Genomic DNA, 17,921 nt, shown 5'->3' with positions numbered 1-17,921 from the left:
ATACTTATATAAATAAGTATTTAGAGCCTTAGCTGCCTTTTATCTGACACTTAATTTTATATCAAACATATTCTAAAAACAATTACCTGTATGAATGGATTGCTTTTTTTATATGCTTTAAATGATAGATTTTCATTTAATAGTATTTCGTATAAACATAAATAATATTTGTTGTATAGCATTCAGCTTATTTCGAAATTTTCTCTAGTTTTAAGTTATTTTAGTAAATGTTGTTGTATAGCATTCACAGGTTCCACCTAAATCTAATGATTTACTTTAAAGAGTTTATTCTTTCAAGTGTCGCATCAAGCATTTCTTGATACTTAGTTCTCTTTTCTTCTTCTCCTGCAACTACTGACGCTGGAGCTTTTGCTAAAAATCCTTGATTTGAAAGTTTTTTATTAATTCTTTCAATCTCACCTTCTAGCTTTTTCTTTTCTTTGTCTAGTCTATCCATTTCCTTTTCCTTATCAACTAAATCAAAAAGTGGAATAAATAATTCTCCACCCTTAATAGCTAGTGATACTGAATTTTCAGGAACTAAAGATTTATCTATAATTAATAAAACTTCAGATGCTGATCCTAACTTTTCTATATAGCTACTACCCGCCTTAAAAGCATCCTTAGCCTCTTCATTTACAAAAGCTATCACTTTAGCCTTTCTTGAAGGAGGAACGTTCATTTCAGCTCTTACGTTTCTTAATCCCTTTATTGCTTCGATAATGTATTCCATATCTTTTTCTGCTTTTTCGGCCTTCATATCTTCGTTATATTCTGGCCACGCAGAAATTGTTATTGTTTCACCATCTGTTAAAGTAGTGTATATTTCTTCTGTGATAAAAGGCATTGCTGGGTGTAATAATTTTAATCCTGTAATTAATACTGTGTTTAATACATTATAAACTATTCCCTTTTGCTTTTCATCATCTCCATATAATATTGGCTTAACAAGTTCTATATACCAATCACAGAATTCAGTCCACATAAAGTCATAAACTTTTTGCATAGCAATTCCAAGTTCATACTTATCTAGATTTTCTGTAACTTCTTTAACTAATGTATTTACATGAGATAAAATCCACTTATCTGCTAAACTATAATCTGTAACATCTTTGTATTTTGCCATAACTTCTTTATCTAAGTTCATCATAACAAATCTTGATGCATTCCAGATTTTATTTGCAAAGTTTCTTGAAGCTTCAACTCTTTCTGGTAAATATCTTATATCATTTCCAGGTGAATTTCCTGTAACTAACATAAATCTTAAAGCATCTGCACCATAAGCTTCAATAACTTCTAGTGGATCTACTCCATTACCAAGAGATTTACTCATTTTTTTACCATCTGCAGCTCTTATTAAACCATGCATCAATACAGTATCAAATGGAGTTTCTCCCATATTGTGAAGTCCTGAGAATATCATTCTTGCAACCCAATGGAATATAATGTCATATCCAGTAATTAAAACATTAGTTGGGTAGAAGTATGATAAATCTTCTGTAGCATCTGGCCAACCTAAAGTTGAGAAAGGCCATAATGCTGATGAGAACCATGTATCTAACACATCATCCTCTTGCTTAAGATTTTTCGAAGAACATTTCGTGCACTTACATGGAGCTTCAGTAGCTACTATTATTTCACCGCAATCTAGGCAATACCATACAGGTATTCTATGGCCCCACCATAATTGTCTTGAAATACACCAGTCTTGAATATTTTCCATCCAGTTAAAGTATGTCTTTTCAAATCTTTCAGGTACAAATTTAGTTTTTTTATCTTTAACAACTTCTATAGCAGGTTTTGCAAGTGTTTCCATCTTAACATACCATTGCTTTGAAATCATTGGTTCAATACAAGTACCACATCTATCATGAGTACTTACATTATGAGTATGAGGTTTAATATTAACAAGCAATCCTAGCTCTTCTAAATCTTTAACAATTTGAGCTCTAGCTTCATATCTATCTAATCCTTGATATTTGCCACCTTGTTCGTTTATAGCACCTTTCTCATCCATAACCTTGATTTCTCTTAAGTTATGTCTCTTGCCAACTTCATAATCATTAGGATCATGAGCTGGAGTCATTTTAACTGCACCAGTTCCAAATTCTATATCAACATAGTTATCCCCCACTATAGGAATTTCTCTGTTAACTAGTGGTAATATAGCAGTTTTACCAATTAGATGCTTATATCTTTCATCATTTGGGTTAACAGCAATTCCGCTATCCCCCAACATTGTTTCTGGTCTAGTTGTAGCTATTTCTAAGAAACCTGATCCATCGCTTAATGGATAGTTAATGTGCCAAAAATGACCATCTTGTTCCTCATATACTATTTCAGCATCCGAAATTCCAGTTTGGCATTTTGGACACCAATTAGTTATTCTATTTCCTTTATAAATCAAACCTTCATTATAAAGTTTAACAAAAACTTGTCTAACTGCCTTATCAAGATTGTCATCCATTGTAAAAGCTTCTCTTGTAAAATCAGCAGAACATCCCATTTTTTTAAGTTGTTGCCTTATTGTTGCTCTATACTCATCTGACCATTCCCATACTCTTTCAAGAAATGCTTCTCTACCCATTTCTTTTTTAACTAAACCCTCTTTTAAAAGTTCGTTTTCCACCTTAACTTCAGTAGCAATACTTGCATGATCTTGACCTGGTAGCCATAGAGTGCAGTATCCTTGCATTCTTTTGAAACGTATAAGCATATCTTGAAGAGTATTATCAAGTGCATGACCCAAGTGAAGCTTACCTGTTATGTTTGGTGGTGGCATAACTATAGAATAAGGCTTCTTACTTTTATCTATTTCCGGCGAGAAATATTTTTTTTCTTCCCAATTTTTATAGATTCTTTCTTCGAATTCCTTAGGATCATAAGTTGTAGATATATTTTTCTTTTCTGACATATATATATATCCCTCCTTTATCTAGATTTAAAACAGTGTCTTTATGTAATTATTTATAGTAATTGCCTTTAAATTAGGGCGTTTTTTTAAAATAACTAATCAGATTCTTTAAGAGCCCTTAAACTACTAAACAAGTCATTAATCATATTTATGTTATTGATTAAAATTATTGAATACTATTATATTTTCATATAATCAACTTATAAATTTAAGTTTATTAATACGGTTGAAGGTCCATTATTAATTTCATTTTAAATTTTACTTTGTATTCTCTAACCTATATCTTCTAATAATAATTAGATTATTACCTTTTTTAATAGAATTTAGTCTTTTTGGGTACCAGTATTTTTAATATATAGTTTCAAATTGAAATTATGTATTAATTTATTTTTTATAAACTTAAAATAACTTGCGCAAGTTAGTCATATTTTTTGAGTATGACTTAAATTAAGACATAAAAATAGCCTTCATCACAAAAGGACGAAGACCGCGGTACCACCTTTTTTCCCTTAAATAAAAGATTTCAAATTTAATAGTTAATTACTCTACTAAAATATAAAATGAATTTTACTTTTAATGGGCTCTTATATAATAACGACTAAGAAAGCCGTCTTTACTTACTTAATTTCAGTAAAGAAACTCAAAAGCTACCTTCAGGATACTTTGTATAGAAGGCTTACAGCTAAAACCTTCCTCTCTAAATACTCTATATTCCTTACTCCTCTTTATCACTGCTTTATAAATATATAGTTTTGTAATAATATTTTATTCTATATAACTTAATTTGTCAATATTCCTGTTTTTTTTTTTAGAAATAATGCATATATAAATTATAATATTTTTCTTAAATATTATAATAATAAAAAACGTCGATTTTCATCGACGTTTTATTTTTTTAATATAGAAACAATAAATTTTCTCTACTACATTTAGAATTACTTGTTAAGCCATTCATAGGTTTTATCTGGATTTTTCCCCTGTGCATGTGACCCTATTTTTTCTCCATCAATTATTCCAAGGTCTGAATTATCATTAGGCTTTATTTTTCTCATTTCTGCATTTGATTTTGGTCTTTCTTTTAATCTACCTTTATTATTATCCATATTTAACACCTCACAATTTAGATTTTAAAATCTGTAGGATCGTAGGTTTTAGCTTTTGGTTCTCCAAAGCAAGCTTTTACACTTTCTACTTGTGGATTATGACTTACATTTTTATGTTGTTTTTTTGTTTTTATCATTTTATTACCCATTATTATCACCTCGGTATTATGTTGTACAAATATCATCTTTTTTATTTTATTAAATTTAAAACATAATAGTTTATTAATGGATTTTTTTGAAAGTGCTTTAAATATCAATATGTGAATCACCAAGAAGCCACAGCTTTCGAAGCTTCTTTGTGATAAAAAGGGGACATTGCTTAAAATTATTTTAAGCAATGTCCCCTTTTTGTTACTATTTAAAATTCTTCTATCCAATTCATTTTTTTCATAAATCCATTTACATACTCTTCACTCATATTTGGATTTATCGTTTCGGCGTGGGATATTGTAATTACCGACATTGCTATAGCATATTTAACTGTATCTCTTAAAGAATAGTTTTTCATATATCCATAGCCTATGCCTCCTACAAATGAATCTCCAGCTCCAGTAACATTTTTAACCTCCACTTTACCACATGCAATTTTCCCTTCTTCAGTTCCATTAGTAAAGTAAATCCCGTCTTCATCTAAACTTATAAATACATTTTTGACTCCAAGAGATAAAAAGTATTCTCCTGCTCTTCTAATATCATCTGTACTATTAATTTCAAACCCGCATAATACTTCCGTTTCTATTCTATTAGGTTTAATTGTATGAAAATATTTAACTAAGTGCTTTATTTTCCCTGCTTTAGTTGCAGATACTGGATCTAATATAAAATTAGTCTTATCTCTAAAATTAGTTAATAAATATTCCATTATTTCCGGATTATCAGAATCTAAAATAGTATATTCTGAATTTGAGATAATATCTGCTTTAGAGTCTATAAATGATTTATCCATTTTATCTAAACTTTCCATATCAACTATTGCAGACTCCATTTCTCCATGTTCATTTAAAATTGCCATGTAGGTTGGAGTAACCTCATTTTTTAAAATAAGCGAATGTTCCATATTATATCCAATAGCTTTTGAATTGGATATAATATTTCTTCCTTGATCGTCATCTCCTAAAATAGATATAAACTCTGTTCTAACATTAACTCTAGCTAAGTTTTCAGATATATTTCTACAAACTCCACCTAAAGAAATTTTAATATTTCCAGGAATAGAATCTTTTGAGCTATAATTTTTTTTACTAAATCCTATTATGTCTACTATAGAAACTCCTAATACTAATATGTACGGACTGTTATTAATCATACTATCTCTCCCGATTTTTATTTTTCTTTACTAAGTATTCTTAAGGCACCTAAAAAATAACGAGTCAAAGCATCATATATATTAACTAGTTATTTTTTTTAAGATGCTTAAAATAAATATCAACCCACTCTTCTAGTAAATTTATTTTAAATACCTAAAGAAAAAACCTAAATATATTATAGTAGAGGAATGCAAAAAAATAAAGCTAAATTTAATAATTATGTCGAATTCTTTTATTTTTATTAGTTTTTCACATTTTTATTAAGTTATTAATGAAACTTTGTACTATTCTAATTTAAAATTAAATATATATAATTGAATATAAAATAACACTACTGTCTATAATCTAAATGTATTTTATAAATTTTCTAAACATTTGGAGGTATAAATGAGTAACTTTAATGAAGGCAATAATTTTTATAACACAAAAGAATATTCTAAAGCTCTTACACATTATAAAAAAGCAATAGCTACTGGTGAAAATGAGGCCTGTTCTTGCTATAATTCTGGTGTATGCTTTATAAAACTTAAAGATTTTGATAATGCTATTGCAATGATAAAAAATGCTCTGTCTATTCAAAAAGAAAGTAAATACTTCTTTAACCTAGCTTATTGCTATGCTATGAAAGAAGATACTAATAAAGCCTTAATTTACTTTAACATGGCTTGGTCATTAGATTCCAAGGATGTAGATTGTGAAAAAGCAATTAATTTAATTATGTCTAAAAATAAAAAAACGTCATAACCTAGGTTATGACGTTTTTACTATTTATTTTACCATTCTCCAGCTACACTTTCTTTTATATGATCTTTATCAAAATCTTTATTATCAAAATAATCTCCCGCAAAATAGAAAGTAGGATCTACATTAATCCATTTACCTTCCTCTTCAATATAAACTTCATTCCACGCATGGGGTCCATAATTTTTACCATCAAACCCTTGGCCTGTAATTATTCTCACCTTTAGTCCTGCTTTCCTAGCCATAGCAACGTAAAGACAAGCGTAATCGAAACATATCCCCCTCTTTGTGTTAAAGGCTTCTATAGCTCCGCTATTACTTAAATTATCATTGCTTAAAGCTCTATTTGCTTTATCAAAATCATATTCTACATTTGATCCAATCCAAGCATATAGTCTTTTAGCTATTTCCCTATCTGTTTTAATATTTTTAACTAAATCAACTGCTTTTTTATCAATTTTATCTGTTGATTTTATCCCATCTTCCAAAGTAACTCCGTTATAATAGATTATTATATTTGCACCTGACTGTGAATACTCTTTATATTCTTCATTAGAAATTACAGGTCTATTAGTTGCCATTAGTTGTTGAACTGTATTATATCCCTTTATATTTGTAAAAATATTTATATTATTATTAATACCAACAGTATTATTAAAAGCACTAACTCCAATAAATAAAATTAATATAATAATTAATCCCTTAATAAACCCAAAAATAGTAGAGAATATTATTATTCTACCTTTTCCTTTAGATAAGAAAAGAGAATACGCTTTAATCAATGGACTAGATAACACAAGTAATATTTTATAAATTATAAATTGACCTAATAAAAACACTAATGTAAGTCCCACTATTTTTACTATATTACTATTTACATTTACTATATTTAAATAATTACTACTAATTTTTAATATACCAATATATAGTTTATCTAGACTCAACATCATAATTAAAAATGTTATAAAAACCGCAAAATAATATACTAACCTATCTAAGGCATATTTTGAGTTACGCCCTTCTAATGATTCTTTTACGCTTCCTCTAATTGCAATAAATAATAGTGCAAAACATAAAACATATGATAAATTACCCTTCATTAGCTTCTCCTTTAGTCATTTTAAAATATATTTGATATTTTAAAAAACACTATTTGTATATATTTTTTTGAAGATTTCTTATTTTAGTATAGTTCCTCTGAATTAACAACCTTTTTAACAACCTCTCCCACAATAGCATAATCATATCCCTTAGCTGTTAAAAACCTATAGATTTTTTGTGATAATTTATATTTATCATCTTCTCTTTTAGTTAATAAATTATATTTTTTAACTGCAAGGTCATAAGCTATTTCTTTTTGTGAATCCTCATTTAATTTAGAAACTTCTTTTTTAATTAATTCTTCACTAATACCTTTTTGTATAAGAGCATATTTTATTTTATTTTGCCCTTGATTTTTCATTTTATCTTTAACATACATTCTTACATAGTCTTCATCGTTTAGTAAATTATATTCTTTTAAAAACTCTATCGTTCTCTCAATTGAATTAATATCAAATTCTTTTAAAAGTAGTTTATCTCTTATTTCTTTTTCAGTTTTATAAGTTCTCTCAATTATTCTAAGGGCTGAACCCTTACATTTTAAAAAGCCTTCTTCTTCAGCGAGATTACCTAAAGCTTCACTATCTACCTGCATTTTAGCTACTAAACCTTGTTTATAAACAATCTCTGCACTTAAAGAAAATGCATATTCCTCATCAATATAAATATTAACTCTTTCTTTATTTCTCTTTTGAGCTTCTATTTTTGTTATTATACCCATAATTATTGCCACCTTAAGATGATTTTAATATATGAATTGTAGGATTTTTTAAAACCTCTTTGGAAACTTCATAAATTTTATTAGTATCTAAATTATTTAATCTCTCCATATCTTTTACAAATTCATGTATATCTTCTCCCTCTAAAGATTGGTGAAGTATATAGTTACATAATTCTGATGGATCTTCTAAAGTAGAAATCACTGCTGTTTTATGAACCTTTTTCATTAATGTTAAATCTCTATCTCCAATAGGTATACTTCTATTTTTTATGCCTTCTAAAGTTGCATCTATAGCTTGTAATGCGCCATCCACATCATCTTCTCCAACTGCTGTATAAATATATAAAGTTTTAACATTTTTAGTCATATCTAAGTTTGTATAAATATCATAGGCTAACCCCTTATTTTCTCTAACCTCTCTAAACAATAGCGAATTAGCACTTTCTCCAAGTCTATGATTTAATATCCTAAGAGGCAATTCATATTTTTTATCTAAGTCATAGAAAGTATATAGATACACTATTGTACTTTGCTCTATATTGGCTTTTTCTGTTGTTACTATTTTCTCTATATTCTTTTCTTCTATAATATCTCTTTTAATATCTTCTCCTTTTTTCCAAGGGCTAAACCACTTTAAAACTGTTTGTAAAGATTCTTCATGGTCAAAAGATGACACTATTGTTATTACTGCGTTATTTGGAACATAATATTTACTATAAAATTTTTCCAAATCACTTTTACTATAAGTCTTTACATTTCCTTCAAGACCTGCAACATCATATCTTAATGGACTATTTTCAAAAGCTTCTTCATTAATTCTCTTAAAACTTAAATCCTCAATATCATCCTTACTCGTCCTAATTTCAGCTAAAATAACTCCTCTTTCTTTTTCTACTTCATCTTCTATAAAGGCAGAGTTTATTATCATATCGCTTAAAATTTCTACTCCATTTTTAATTTCTTCTGTTAAACAGCTAATAGTGTAAACAGTGGCTGCATAATCAGTATATGCATTGTACTCTCCCCCTAAAAGCTCTAAATCATCATTAATTTTTTCATAACTTCTCTTTTTTGTTCCTTTAAATAACATATGTTCAATAAAATGTGCTATCCCTTTTTCTTCTTTATTTTCATATAAAGATCCTACACTAATACCAACATTTACTGACGCTATTTGAGTATCCTTTTTTATAGTTAATACTTCCAATCCATTATCTAAAAAATGTCTTTTGACATCAAAATTTAACTTTAACATGTATATACACCCATTCCTTTAATTTTTCTTTAGACTTATTATTATACTATCATTATATACTAAAAACCATATATATTTAACTAAAATAAAGTATAATAATATATTTGTCTTCAATTTGACATTATATTATAATATACTAAGCTTAAGTAACATTTCAAATACATATTATTAACGGAGGCTATAATGAGTAAAAATATTTTAATTATTGAAGATGAACTTAGAATTAGATTTCTTCTTAGAGATTATTTTGCTAAAGAAGGATTTAACATAATAGAAGCCGAGGATGGAGATTTAGGTCTTAAGGCCTTTCAAGAAAATGAGGTAGATTTAATACTTCTTGATATAATGATGCCTAAAGTTGATGGAATTACAGTTTTACAAACAATAAGAGAGGTTTCTAATGTGCCAATTATTTTATTAACTGCCAAAAGTGAGGAAGACGACAAACTTTTTGGCTATGAAGTTGGTGCAGATGACTATATCACTAAACCCTTCTCACCCAAAGTACTTATTGCTAAAGTTAAAGCACTGCTTAAGAGAACTTCTGAAGATAAAGTTTCAATTACAAATGACTTTAACGGTTTAACTATAAATAAACTATCTCATGAGGTGAAAATAAACAATGAAATAATTAACCTATCCCCTAAAGAATTCGAGCTATTAACCTACCTTTCTGATAATAAAGGTATAGCTTTATCACGTGATATCATTTTAGATAAAGTATGGGGAATCGATTATTATGGAGATATTAGAACAGTTGATACTAATATAAAGAGATTAAGAGAAAAACTTAAGGAAAAATCTTCTTATATTATTACAGTTCGTGGTAGTGGTTATAGATTCGAGGGCAATAATGAGTAAAAGTATTTCTAAAAAAATATTCACAATTACTTTCGGACTAATTCTTACTCTTATTGTATCATCAATATTATTTCAATTATTATTCTTTGAAAGGTTTTATTTCTCAAAAAAGACTAATCAACTAGTTCATGAAGTGAATAATTTCAGAACCCTTTATGCATATCAAATATCTGATAATATTAGCTTAAGTAAAGCCTTAACTGACTACGAACATAGAAATAACTCAAAAATAGCTATTTTCTCTACAAACGGTATTTATATAGCTGGTGGAGATAATCAAAATGAAGATGCTAAAACACTTACAGCTTTCTGTAGCGAACTTTTATCCAATAAGGCTTTAATTAATGAGGTATTATCTTCTAACAAAACAAAAACTACAGTATTTAAAAATGCTGGTAGTGACAATAAAAAAATAGGAGTAATAGCTCCTATGTCATTATCCCAGGATAATGATTCATTAATTATTTCAGTATCCCCTACTCAACCAATAGAAGAAGCGGCTCTTGTAATTAGAGATTTTTATAAATATTTAATTTTTGGATTTCTACTTCTAGGAATTTTTTTAGCCTATCTATATGCTAATCTTATTTCGAAGCCTCTTCTTAAAATTAACAAGGTAGCAATAAAAATGTCTTCTATGGATTTTAGTGCCAAGTGTGAAGTTAATTCTGAAGATGAAATAGGATATCTTGGTAAAACATTAAACTTTTTATCCTCTAATCTTAAAGATGCCCTTACAGATTTAAAAAATAAAAACAAAAAACTTGAGGATGATATTGATAAAGAAAGAAAACTTGAGAACCTTAGAAAAGATTTTGTTGCTGGGGTATCCCATGAATTAAAAACTCCAATTGGAATTATAGAGGGCTATGCGGAAGGAATAAAAGATGGTATTGTTTCTGGAAAAGATTTAGATTTATATATAGAAACAATTATTGATGAATCTCATAAAATGAGTAAACTTGTTTCAGATATGCTAGAGCTTTCTAAATTAGAATCAGGAACTATTGAACTTAATATTGAAAACTTTAATATATTAAGACTTATTAATAAAATTATAAATAAACACACTCTTAATTTTAAAGAAAAAGAAATTAAAGTAGTTTTTAATTATACTATTCCATATGCTTATGTGAACGGTGATATTTTTCAACTTGATCAGGTGTTAACTAATCTTTTTACAAACACTTTAAAATATACTCCAAGTGGAGAAACAGTTATTATATCTGTAATTGATAAAAATTCTGATTTTCTAATTTCTATTGAGAATACAGGGGCATCAATTCCTAATGACGAACTTGAAAATATTTATTCTAAATTCTATAGAATTGATAAATCGAGAAAAAGAACCGATAATAGCACAGGGCTTGGACTATCAATTGTTGAAAGAATTCTAAATCTACATAAAAGTGCTTATACTATTAAAAATACAAATTCAGGTGTAGATTTTAGTTTTACTCTAAGTAAAGGTGACTCTAGTGATTGTGAATAAATAATAAAAAAAGCAGTGGATTTTATTTAATCTACTACTTTTTTTTATTTTTCATGTTAAGAGAGCTTCTTATCCTAGCACTAATAACATTCAATTTTGCTATCTTTTATTTTTTTTATAGATTTACATTGTGTACATAATATAAATTTATTATTATCATCTACAACATTCTCAGTTCCACATTTACTACATATAACAATCTTAGTATTGTTTATATTCACCATTTTATTCCTCCGTATCTCATGATATATTTTATTAGGGAACTGAAAAAAATAACAGTAAAAAGTATCATGTACATTTTAAAAGAACCCTATACATATATTATACTCATTATTTGTAAATTATTTCTATTTTTTTGAAAATTAATTATATTTTTTTATTATTTTCTACCTTATAGAAAAACATTATTACGTTATAAAGCTAAAAAAAAATAAAATGTTGATAAATTATACCAACATTTTATTTTATAATATTTTATAATATCTTTTGCACTCTTCCTACAATTCCATCTTCAAGCATAACTTTGCAGCCATGATGATGGTTTGCTGAATTTGTAAGTATTCTTTTAACTAGTCCCTCTGTTAATTTCCCACTACGTTGATCTTGCTTTTGTACAACTAAAACTTTCCCGCCAATTTTTATATTTGATCTATTTGTTCCATCCATAATTTATATCTCACTTTCTTTATTTATTATCAAATTTCATATTCCCAAGTAATGCTGCAAATGGGTTATCTAGCCCCTCTTCAGCTTCCTTTTTCATCTTATTCATGTAGTTACTTACTTCTCTCTTATCAACTTTACCCGTATTACTAAATCTTTTGTTAAATTGAACTGCTTTTTCTCTAAAGTTACAGCTAGTTCCTGGACAAACATATATTTGACCGTCTCCATGCCCTCTAAGTTCTAACTTCTTTTTACATTCTGGGCATCTAGCATTTGTAGTTCTGCTTACCCCTTCTCTATGTCCACATTCTCTATCTTGGCATACATTCATTACACCAATTTTATTTTTAACTTCTAACATATATTTTCCACAACTAGGACATTTCTTACCTGTAATATTCTCATGAACAAACTTGTTTCCATTAACTTTAACATTCTGTACTAATGCAGTTGCATAGTTTCTCATATCTACTAAGAACTTTTCTGCATCCTTGCGTCCTTTACTTATATCTTCTAAGTCACCTTCCCACTTTGCAGTTAGTAATGGTGATTTAAGTTCACTTGGAACAAGTTCCATAAGTTGTTTTGCCTTTGCTGTTGGAACTATTTCTTTACCCTTCTTTTCTAATGAGAATGAGTTAAATAGTTTTTCAATTATGTCTGCTCTAGTTGCAACTGTTCCAAGCCCACCTGTTGCTCCAAGAGTTCTTGCTGAATCTTTATCTACAGATATAAACTTTTGAGGGTTTTCCATTGCAGATAAAAGAGTTCCTTCATTAAATCTAGCTGGTGCTTTTGTTTGAAGTTTATTTGAATCTACTGAATTAATTTTCAGCGTATCACCCTTCTTTAATAATGGAAGGACTTGATCCTTTAACCCGTCTTCACTAGGACCATCTTCCATATCTTCTCTATCATAAGCTGCTTTCCAACCCTTAGACTTTATAACTTTTCCTTTAGCTACAAACTTTTCACCATTTATCTCAGTTTCTATGTTTGTTTGTAAATATTCAAAAGGAGGCATCATTACGCTTAAGAATCTTTTAATTACTAAGTCATAAATATGCTTTTCTTCAGTGCTAAGGTTAGTTAAATTTGGTCTTTCTTCTGTTGGAATTATAGCGTGATGATCTGATACTCTACTATTATCCACAAAACTTTTATTTGCTACAATTCTACCATTTAATATTTGAGTTGCAGCAGCTCTATAAGCCCCTATTGATATTGCTTTTAACCTATCTGGCAATGTAGCTACTACATCAGTTGTAATATATCTTGAATCTGTTCTTGGGTATGTAAGTACCTTATGGTTTTCATAAAGTCTTTGCATAATTGAAAGAGTTTGTTTTGCAGAATATCCCCAAATTTTATTACCATCTCTTTGAAGTTCTGTTAAATCATAAAGAGCTGGTGATAATTTTTTCTTAAGACTTTCTGTAACACTAACTACTTTTGCATCTCTTCCTTTAACCTTAGTTAAAATATTATTAGCTGTGCTTTCTTCAAAAATACTTTGAGTGTTATTATTATTTACCCATTGAAGTGAAACATTATTGTTTTTAGCTGTAATTGTATAATAATTTTTAGGTTTAAAGCTTTTAATGTCTTCTTCTCTTTGAACTATCATAGCAAGTGTTGGAGATTGAACTCTACCTGCTGATAATTGTGCGTTATATTTACAAGTTAATGCTCTTGTTACATTAAGCCCAACAACCCAATCGGCTTCTGCTCTACATACAGCCGCTTTATAAAGATTAACATATTCACTACCAGGTCTTAGGTTTTTAAACCCATCTAAAATAGCCTTATTAGTTTGTGATGATATCCATAATCTTTTTATTGGTTTACGAACTCCAGCTTTTTCTATTGTCCATCTAGCTACAAGTTCACCTTCACGCCCTGCATCAGTTGCAATTATTATTTCGTCTATGTCAGATCTTAGCATTAATTTCTTAACTTCATAAAATTGTTTAGATGTTTTTTTAAGTACTGTAAGTTTCATTGGCTTTGGAATCATTGGAAGAGTTTCCATGCTCCACTTTTTATATTTTACATCATAGTCTTCAGGGTCTTGAAGCCCAACTAAGTGCCCAAGTGCCCATGTTACTACATATTTACTTCCTTCTATATAACTTCCCTTGTTTTGATTACAATTTAAAACCTTAGCAAGTTCTCTCCCTACACTTGGTTTCTCTGCAAAAACTAAAATTTTTCCCATATTTTTATATCCTTTCTTTCTAAAACACTCTATAACTTGTTATTTAGTATTCTAATTTAATTATTTTAAAATTTATACTGTCTCTTTATTATAACATTAATATGAGATTTCACAATTATATAGGCTTTTTTATTCATAATAGGTTTATTAAGAAATTATATTTATTTAATATGCTTTAGTTCTTAATTTTTTCCCTTATAAATTTATATATTCTTTCAAAATACTCCTCTTCAATTATATCATCAGCCTCACAATGCTTTAATCCATCTATAATCCATAACTCCTTTTTATTATGAGGTATTGTATCATATATAATTTTGCTTCCAGCTACTGATGTGTAATCATCTTCACTTCCATGTATTAACATTATTGGAGTTGTTATGTTTTTTACTGATTCAAATGGTTTAACATCATTATATGAAAACCCACACTTTATCTTTGCATAAACACTCCCTGCAAAAGTTGCATACTCAACAGGTAGTAAAGGTATATCTTTTCTTTTTATACCCATTTCTATTCCACTTTTCATTGTATGATATGGTGCATCTAATATGTAAAAATCAACATTTTTCTTTTCTTCATTTAATTCTGTATGCATAGTTGCAGTTGCCGCCCCCATTGAAAATCCATGAACCCCAAGAAGTCCATCTTTATAACTTTCTGCTGTATAATCCACAACTGAATCTAAATCAAATCTTTCATATAATCCAAAAGTGTAATTGTCTCCACCAGTATTTCCAGTTTGTCTTTGATTATATACTACTACATTATAACCATTTTCTAAGTAGTTAAATGCTGTATTTAATACATCATGATAATTTCTCTCAATTCCATGAACAACTATCATCGAATTATTTGTTTCTTTATTTGATTTTATATTTAAAACTTCAATATCATATCCGTTTTTTTCACTTTTAATAAGTTTCTTTTCCTGTTTATAATTAGCCAGTTTTTCTAGGAGCTTGTCCTCGTTAGATTCATAATATTCTGCCATTGCTTGCACTGAAACTTCTGGTTTAGATCCTATAGACCCATCATAAACCATCTTCCCAACAATATATGTTATACCTACAAATAGTATTATTAATGATATTATAGCTATTTTTATTTTATTTTTCTTTATCATAATTCCTCCTAAATCCTTTGTTTATTATATATAATTATACAAAACATGCTTTGATTGTCAAATATTTTCACTATAAAATTAAAATAGGTGCAATCATTATAATATTTTAAGTTATTCTCTAGAAATATTAATAACTATTTCATTAAAATAGTTTATTCTAATATTGGTTTTAAAGTTGTTTTAAATAATTTAGTTAGATATAATAAAATTATCAGAAAAATTTTAAAGTCATCTAGTTAAAATGAGAAACCTATGGAAAAGTATTTCAACACTACTGGTGTATGTGTACCTAAAAAACATTACATGGTTAAATGCAGATTATATTTTTGATATTATTTTTAATGGAGAAATGAAAATATTTAATATAAATAATCCCTTAATTGCACTAGGTTATTTATACGGAATCTTTAAAGAAGAGAATACTATTATAAAAATGAGCAATAGAGTTTACGAACAAATAATATATGATTATTTTTCATCTAAACTTGAAAATACTACTTCTAATATTATTAATTATAATTTCAGAAATAACTTTCTGCTATTAAATGGTGGATTAGATATGAATAAAGTTCTTTTGAAGTTTCAACAATTTATGAAGGAACAATACTCTACTAAAGATTTGAAATTCTTAGAACACAATGGAAGAACATTATTTTTAGCATTCTTGAAACCTATAATTAATGGTGTGGGTTTTGATTTTAAAGAAGTTCAAATTTCTGAAGAAAAACGCTTAGATATAGTTGTTACCTATAATAACTTCAAATATATTATAGAACTAAAGATATGGCGCGGAGAAAGCTATCACAAAAAAGGAATTCAGCAACTTTATGATTATTTAGATATTCACAGTGTAGATGAGGGGTATCTATTAATATTTAACTTTAATGCCGATAAAGAATATAAAGATGAAGTAATTAAAATTAATAATAAAGATTTATTTACGGTATATTTATAAAGATACAAACCATGAAATATAATCTGCTAATTAAACACAATATCAGTAATTCATAACAAGAATTACTGGTGTTGTTTCGCTTAATAAGATTATAGTCCATTTGTTTATACTAGGAATTATTTTCAATGTAAATTTTTAAAGCTTTTATTAAAAGTATTAATGTATATACTCCTAATCCTAATAAAGCAATGTTTATTACGCCCCATACGGATGCAAATAACATATTATCCCACCTCTTTTTTTTACCACACTACAACTAACATCCAACGACTGGAGGCTAATTTATATTATATTTGCTTAGAGTTCTTTTTATGGTCTTTATCAATTAATTTTCCTGCTGAGTTTAAAAATACAATATAAAAGAACTTGCAATTGTACTTAAAGACAAGGAAATATATGTTAGGTGAACAAGAATATTGTCCATTACATTAACTGATAAATATGTTCATCATCTTAATAATGTCTTTTCATTTCGCAAAGATTTTTCCAATGCAATAACCATTCATATTGCTTATCCATATCCTTTTGGTCGATACTTTGAAATCCTTGGCAACGTACAATCCTAGCAATTATTTGATAGTGTCTAATTGCAACAAAGTCATAGATAGCATTGATTTCAGCAGCACTTATTGTCTGTTCTTTAATATACCCCTTATAAAACCGGTCAAATAAACGAGTTGTTTTATCATATGATTCCTCGCTAAAGTTATTAAAATTTGTGTCATCACTTAAATAGGCTACATCCATAATGGGGAAATCTCCTGATGCATCATCAAAATCAAGCAAAACATATTCACTAGCTTCTGTTTGCAACATATTCCCAACATGTAAATCACCATGGCAAAACCCTCTAGGCAGTATCCCTATGCGGTTCCATAATTCATCCCCATATTTTTCAAGTTCTATAATGCGCTCCGGAATATAGTTCACTTCTCTCATAATGGAGATATAATCGTCAATATAATCACTTTTAGTTCTAATAATAAGTTTATACGGATATTTTCCCATCAACCTATGAAGCCAGCCAATTTGCAAGCCAATATTCTCGATTTCAATTTTTCTATCAGGCTCTTTACCTTCAACAAAATCAAATAATATTCCGACACAACGACCTTCCGGGGTATCTAGATAAACACTCATTTTATCATTTTTTGTAGGCACGATTGAGATTGCCGGATAACCATTTTCTCTTAAGTATTGCAGAATATCAATTGTCTGAAAAGCGTCACCGCACTTTGAGCTACGATATAATTTTAGTACATACTTTTTATTATTGCTTTGAAATAAATATACACGCCCGATCATATCCCTATGTAGCTTGACCTTAACAACATCAACTTTATATAACTGATTTATGCTTTTAAGCAGACTACCATAATCTGTATATGAAGAAATCATTTACTTATTCACCACCTTAACTAATATTCCTTACTTCGTGTTAAATCACATTTGTGTCGATAT

General features: G+C 28.2%; 16 protein-coding genes and 1 other annotated feature. Of the genes, 4 read left to right on the top strand and 12 right to left on the bottom strand.

From position 1 onward, the window contains the following. Positions 1-271: 271 nt before the first annotated feature. From J1C67_RS14095 to J1C67_RS14085, 4 genes are all read right to left on the bottom strand, one after another. Entirely contained in the window at positions 272-2,914 is a 2,643-nt protein-coding gene (locus J1C67_RS14095) for a valine--tRNA ligase (protein WP_167867272.1), read from the bottom strand. 473 nt (positions 2,915-3,387) lie between these two features. After that, positions 3,388-3,655 (bottom strand) — a binding site (T-box leader). A gap of 194 nt (positions 3,656-3,849) precedes the next feature. Continuing rightward, on the bottom strand, positions 3,850-4,017 hold the full coding sequence (locus J1C67_RS14090) for a hypothetical protein (protein ID WP_167867273.1): 168 nt from the start codon (positions 4,015-4,017) through the stop codon (positions 3,850-3,852). Positions 4,018-4,034: 17 nt separating this feature from the next. Beyond that, a complete protein-coding gene (locus J1C67_RS19730; protein ID WP_278336674.1) occupies positions 4,035-4,166 on the bottom strand; it encodes a CPC_1213 family protein in 132 nt (43 codons plus the stop codon). A 209-nt stretch (positions 4,167-4,375) separates the two neighbouring features. Continuing rightward, positions 4,376-5,323, bottom strand: coding sequence for a carbohydrate kinase family protein (locus J1C67_RS14085; RefSeq protein ID WP_167867274.1), 948 nt, complete (start codon positions 5,321-5,323; stop codon positions 4,376-4,378). A 388-nt stretch (positions 5,324-5,711) separates the two neighbouring features. Here J1C67_RS14085 and J1C67_RS14080 point away from each other — a divergent pair, with 388 nt between their 5' ends. Beyond that, the gene (locus J1C67_RS14080; protein WP_089971402.1) at positions 5,712-6,068 is read left to right on the top strand and encodes a tetratricopeptide repeat protein; all 357 of its coding nucleotides are present in this window, start codon (positions 5,712-5,714) and stop codon (positions 6,066-6,068) included. Between the two features lie 29 nt (positions 6,069-6,097). Here the strand turns inward: J1C67_RS14080 and J1C67_RS14075 are convergent, their stop codons facing one another. From J1C67_RS14075 to J1C67_RS14065, 3 genes are all read right to left on the bottom strand, one after another. Next, a complete protein-coding gene (locus J1C67_RS14075) occupies positions 6,098-7,165 on the bottom strand; it encodes a transglutaminase-like domain-containing protein (RefSeq protein WP_167867275.1) in 1,068 nt (355 codons plus the stop codon). An 83-nt stretch (positions 7,166-7,248) separates the two neighbouring features. Beyond that, positions 7,249-7,887 carry a recombination regulator RecX gene (gene recX, locus J1C67_RS14070; protein ID WP_167867276.1) on the bottom strand — a complete coding sequence of 213 codons (639 nt, stop codon included), beginning with the start codon at positions 7,885-7,887 and terminating at the stop codon, positions 7,249-7,251. 13 nt (positions 7,888-7,900) lie between these two features. Continuing rightward, positions 7,901-9,142 carry a M16 family metallopeptidase gene (locus J1C67_RS14065; RefSeq protein WP_089971393.1) on the bottom strand — a complete coding sequence of 414 codons (1,242 nt, stop codon included), beginning with the start codon at positions 9,140-9,142 and terminating at the stop codon, positions 7,901-7,903. Positions 9,143-9,325: 183 nt separating this feature from the next. On the opposite strand from J1C67_RS14065, the gene J1C67_RS14060 reads away from it, so the two are divergent. Beyond that, complete coding sequence (locus J1C67_RS14060) at positions 9,326-10,003, top strand: response regulator transcription factor (RefSeq protein WP_089971391.1); 678 nt, start codon at positions 9,326-9,328, stop codon at positions 10,001-10,003. Continuing rightward, a complete protein-coding gene (locus tag J1C67_RS14055) occupies positions 9,996-11,495 on the top strand; it encodes a sensor histidine kinase (protein ID WP_089971390.1) in 1,500 nt (499 codons plus the stop codon). Before J1C67_RS14060 ends, J1C67_RS14055 begins: the two co-directional genes overlap by 8 nt. 80 nt (positions 11,496-11,575) lie before the next feature. Here J1C67_RS14055 and J1C67_RS14050 read toward each other — a convergent pair whose 3' ends face one another. The 4 genes from J1C67_RS14050 to J1C67_RS14035 form a co-directional block, all read right to left on the bottom strand. Next, positions 11,576-11,719, bottom strand: a complete 144-nt coding sequence (locus J1C67_RS14050) for a hypothetical protein (RefSeq protein WP_167867277.1) — start codon at positions 11,717-11,719, stop codon at positions 11,576-11,578. A 250-nt stretch (positions 11,720-11,969) separates the two neighbouring features. Next, positions 11,970-12,161, bottom strand: coding sequence for a YwbE family protein (locus tag J1C67_RS14045; protein ID WP_089971388.1), 192 nt, complete (start codon positions 12,159-12,161; stop codon positions 11,970-11,972). Positions 12,162-12,180: 19 nt separating this feature from the next. Continuing rightward, entirely contained in the window at positions 12,181-14,379 is a 2,199-nt protein-coding gene (locus tag J1C67_RS14040; RefSeq protein WP_167867278.1) for a DNA topoisomerase III, read from the bottom strand. 175 nt (positions 14,380-14,554) lie between these two features. Then, on the bottom strand, positions 14,555-15,505 hold the full coding sequence (locus tag J1C67_RS14035) for an alpha/beta hydrolase (protein WP_167867279.1): 951 nt from the start codon (positions 15,503-15,505) through the stop codon (positions 14,555-14,557). A 241-nt stretch (positions 15,506-15,746) separates the two neighbouring features. Here J1C67_RS14035 and J1C67_RS14030 point away from each other — a divergent pair, with 241 nt between their 5' ends. After that, positions 15,747-16,460 carry a GxxExxY protein gene (locus J1C67_RS14030; RefSeq protein ID WP_167867280.1) on the top strand — a complete coding sequence of 238 codons (714 nt, stop codon included), beginning with the start codon at positions 15,747-15,749 and terminating at the stop codon, positions 16,458-16,460. Positions 16,461-16,913: 453 nt separating this feature from the next. On the opposite strand, the gene J1C67_RS14025 is transcribed toward J1C67_RS14030, so the two are convergent. Next, a complete protein-coding gene (locus J1C67_RS14025) occupies positions 16,914-17,858 on the bottom strand; it encodes a phosphotransferase enzyme family protein (RefSeq protein ID WP_167867281.1) in 945 nt (314 codons plus the stop codon). Positions 17,859-17,921: the final 63 nt, after the last annotated feature.

It is taken from the genome of Clostridium gasigenes (assembly GCF_017348895.1).
GTDB classification, from domain to species: domain Bacteria; phylum Bacillota; class Clostridia; order Clostridiales; family Clostridiaceae; genus Clostridium; species Clostridium gasigenes.
The sequence above is the reverse complement of the archived record's forward strand: the minus strand, read 5'-3'. Positions and strand labels throughout refer to the sequence as shown.

Excerpts from the sequence above, each read along its gene's own strand:
- J1C67_RS14095 (WP_167867272.1), bottom strand. The coding sequence starts at position 2,914 with ATGTCAGAAAAGAAAAATATATCTACAACTTATGATCCTAAGGAATTC.
- J1C67_RS14090 (WP_167867273.1), bottom strand. The coding sequence starts at position 4,017 with ATGGATAATAATAAAGGTAGATTAAAAGAAAGACCAAAATCAAATGCA.
- J1C67_RS19730 (WP_278336674.1), bottom strand. The coding sequence starts at position 4,166 with ATGGGTAATAAAATGATAAAAACAAAAAAACAACATAAAAATGTAAGT.
- J1C67_RS14085 (WP_167867274.1), bottom strand. The coding sequence starts at position 5,323 with ATGATTAATAACAGTCCGTACATATTAGTATTAGGAGTTTCTATAGTA.
- J1C67_RS14080 (WP_089971402.1), top strand. The coding sequence starts at position 5,712 with ATGAGTAACTTTAATGAAGGCAATAATTTTTATAACACAAAAGAATAT.
- J1C67_RS14075 (WP_167867275.1), bottom strand. The coding sequence starts at position 7,165 with ATGAAGGGTAATTTATCATATGTTTTATGTTTTGCACTATTATTTATT.
- recX (WP_167867276.1), bottom strand. The coding sequence starts at position 7,887 with ATGGGTATAATAACAAAAATAGAAGCTCAAAAGAGAAATAAAGAAAGA.
- J1C67_RS14065 (WP_089971393.1), bottom strand. The coding sequence starts at position 9,142 with ATGTTAAAGTTAAATTTTGATGTCAAAAGACATTTTTTAGATAATGGA.
- J1C67_RS14060 (WP_089971391.1), top strand. The coding sequence starts at position 9,326 with ATGAGTAAAAATATTTTAATTATTGAAGATGAACTTAGAATTAGATTT.
- J1C67_RS14055 (WP_089971390.1), top strand. The coding sequence starts at position 9,996 with ATGAGTAAAAGTATTTCTAAAAAAATATTCACAATTACTTTCGGACTA.
- J1C67_RS14050 (WP_167867277.1), bottom strand. The coding sequence starts at position 11,719 with ATGGTGAATATAAACAATACTAAGATTGTTATATGTAGTAAATGTGGA.
- J1C67_RS14045 (WP_089971388.1), bottom strand. The coding sequence starts at position 12,161 with ATGGATGGAACAAATAGATCAAATATAAAAATTGGCGGGAAAGTTTTA.
- J1C67_RS14040 (WP_167867278.1), bottom strand. The coding sequence starts at position 14,379 with ATGGGAAAAATTTTAGTTTTTGCAGAGAAACCAAGTGTAGGGAGAGAA.
- J1C67_RS14035 (WP_167867279.1), bottom strand. The coding sequence starts at position 15,505 with ATGATAAAGAAAAATAAAATAAAAATAGCTATAATATCATTAATAATA.
- J1C67_RS14030 (WP_167867280.1), top strand. The coding sequence starts at position 15,747 with ATGAGAAACCTATGGAAAAGTATTTCAACACTACTGGTGTATGTGTAC.
- J1C67_RS14025 (WP_167867281.1), bottom strand. The coding sequence starts at position 17,858 with ATGATTTCTTCATATACAGATTATGGTAGTCTGCTTAAAAGCATAAAT.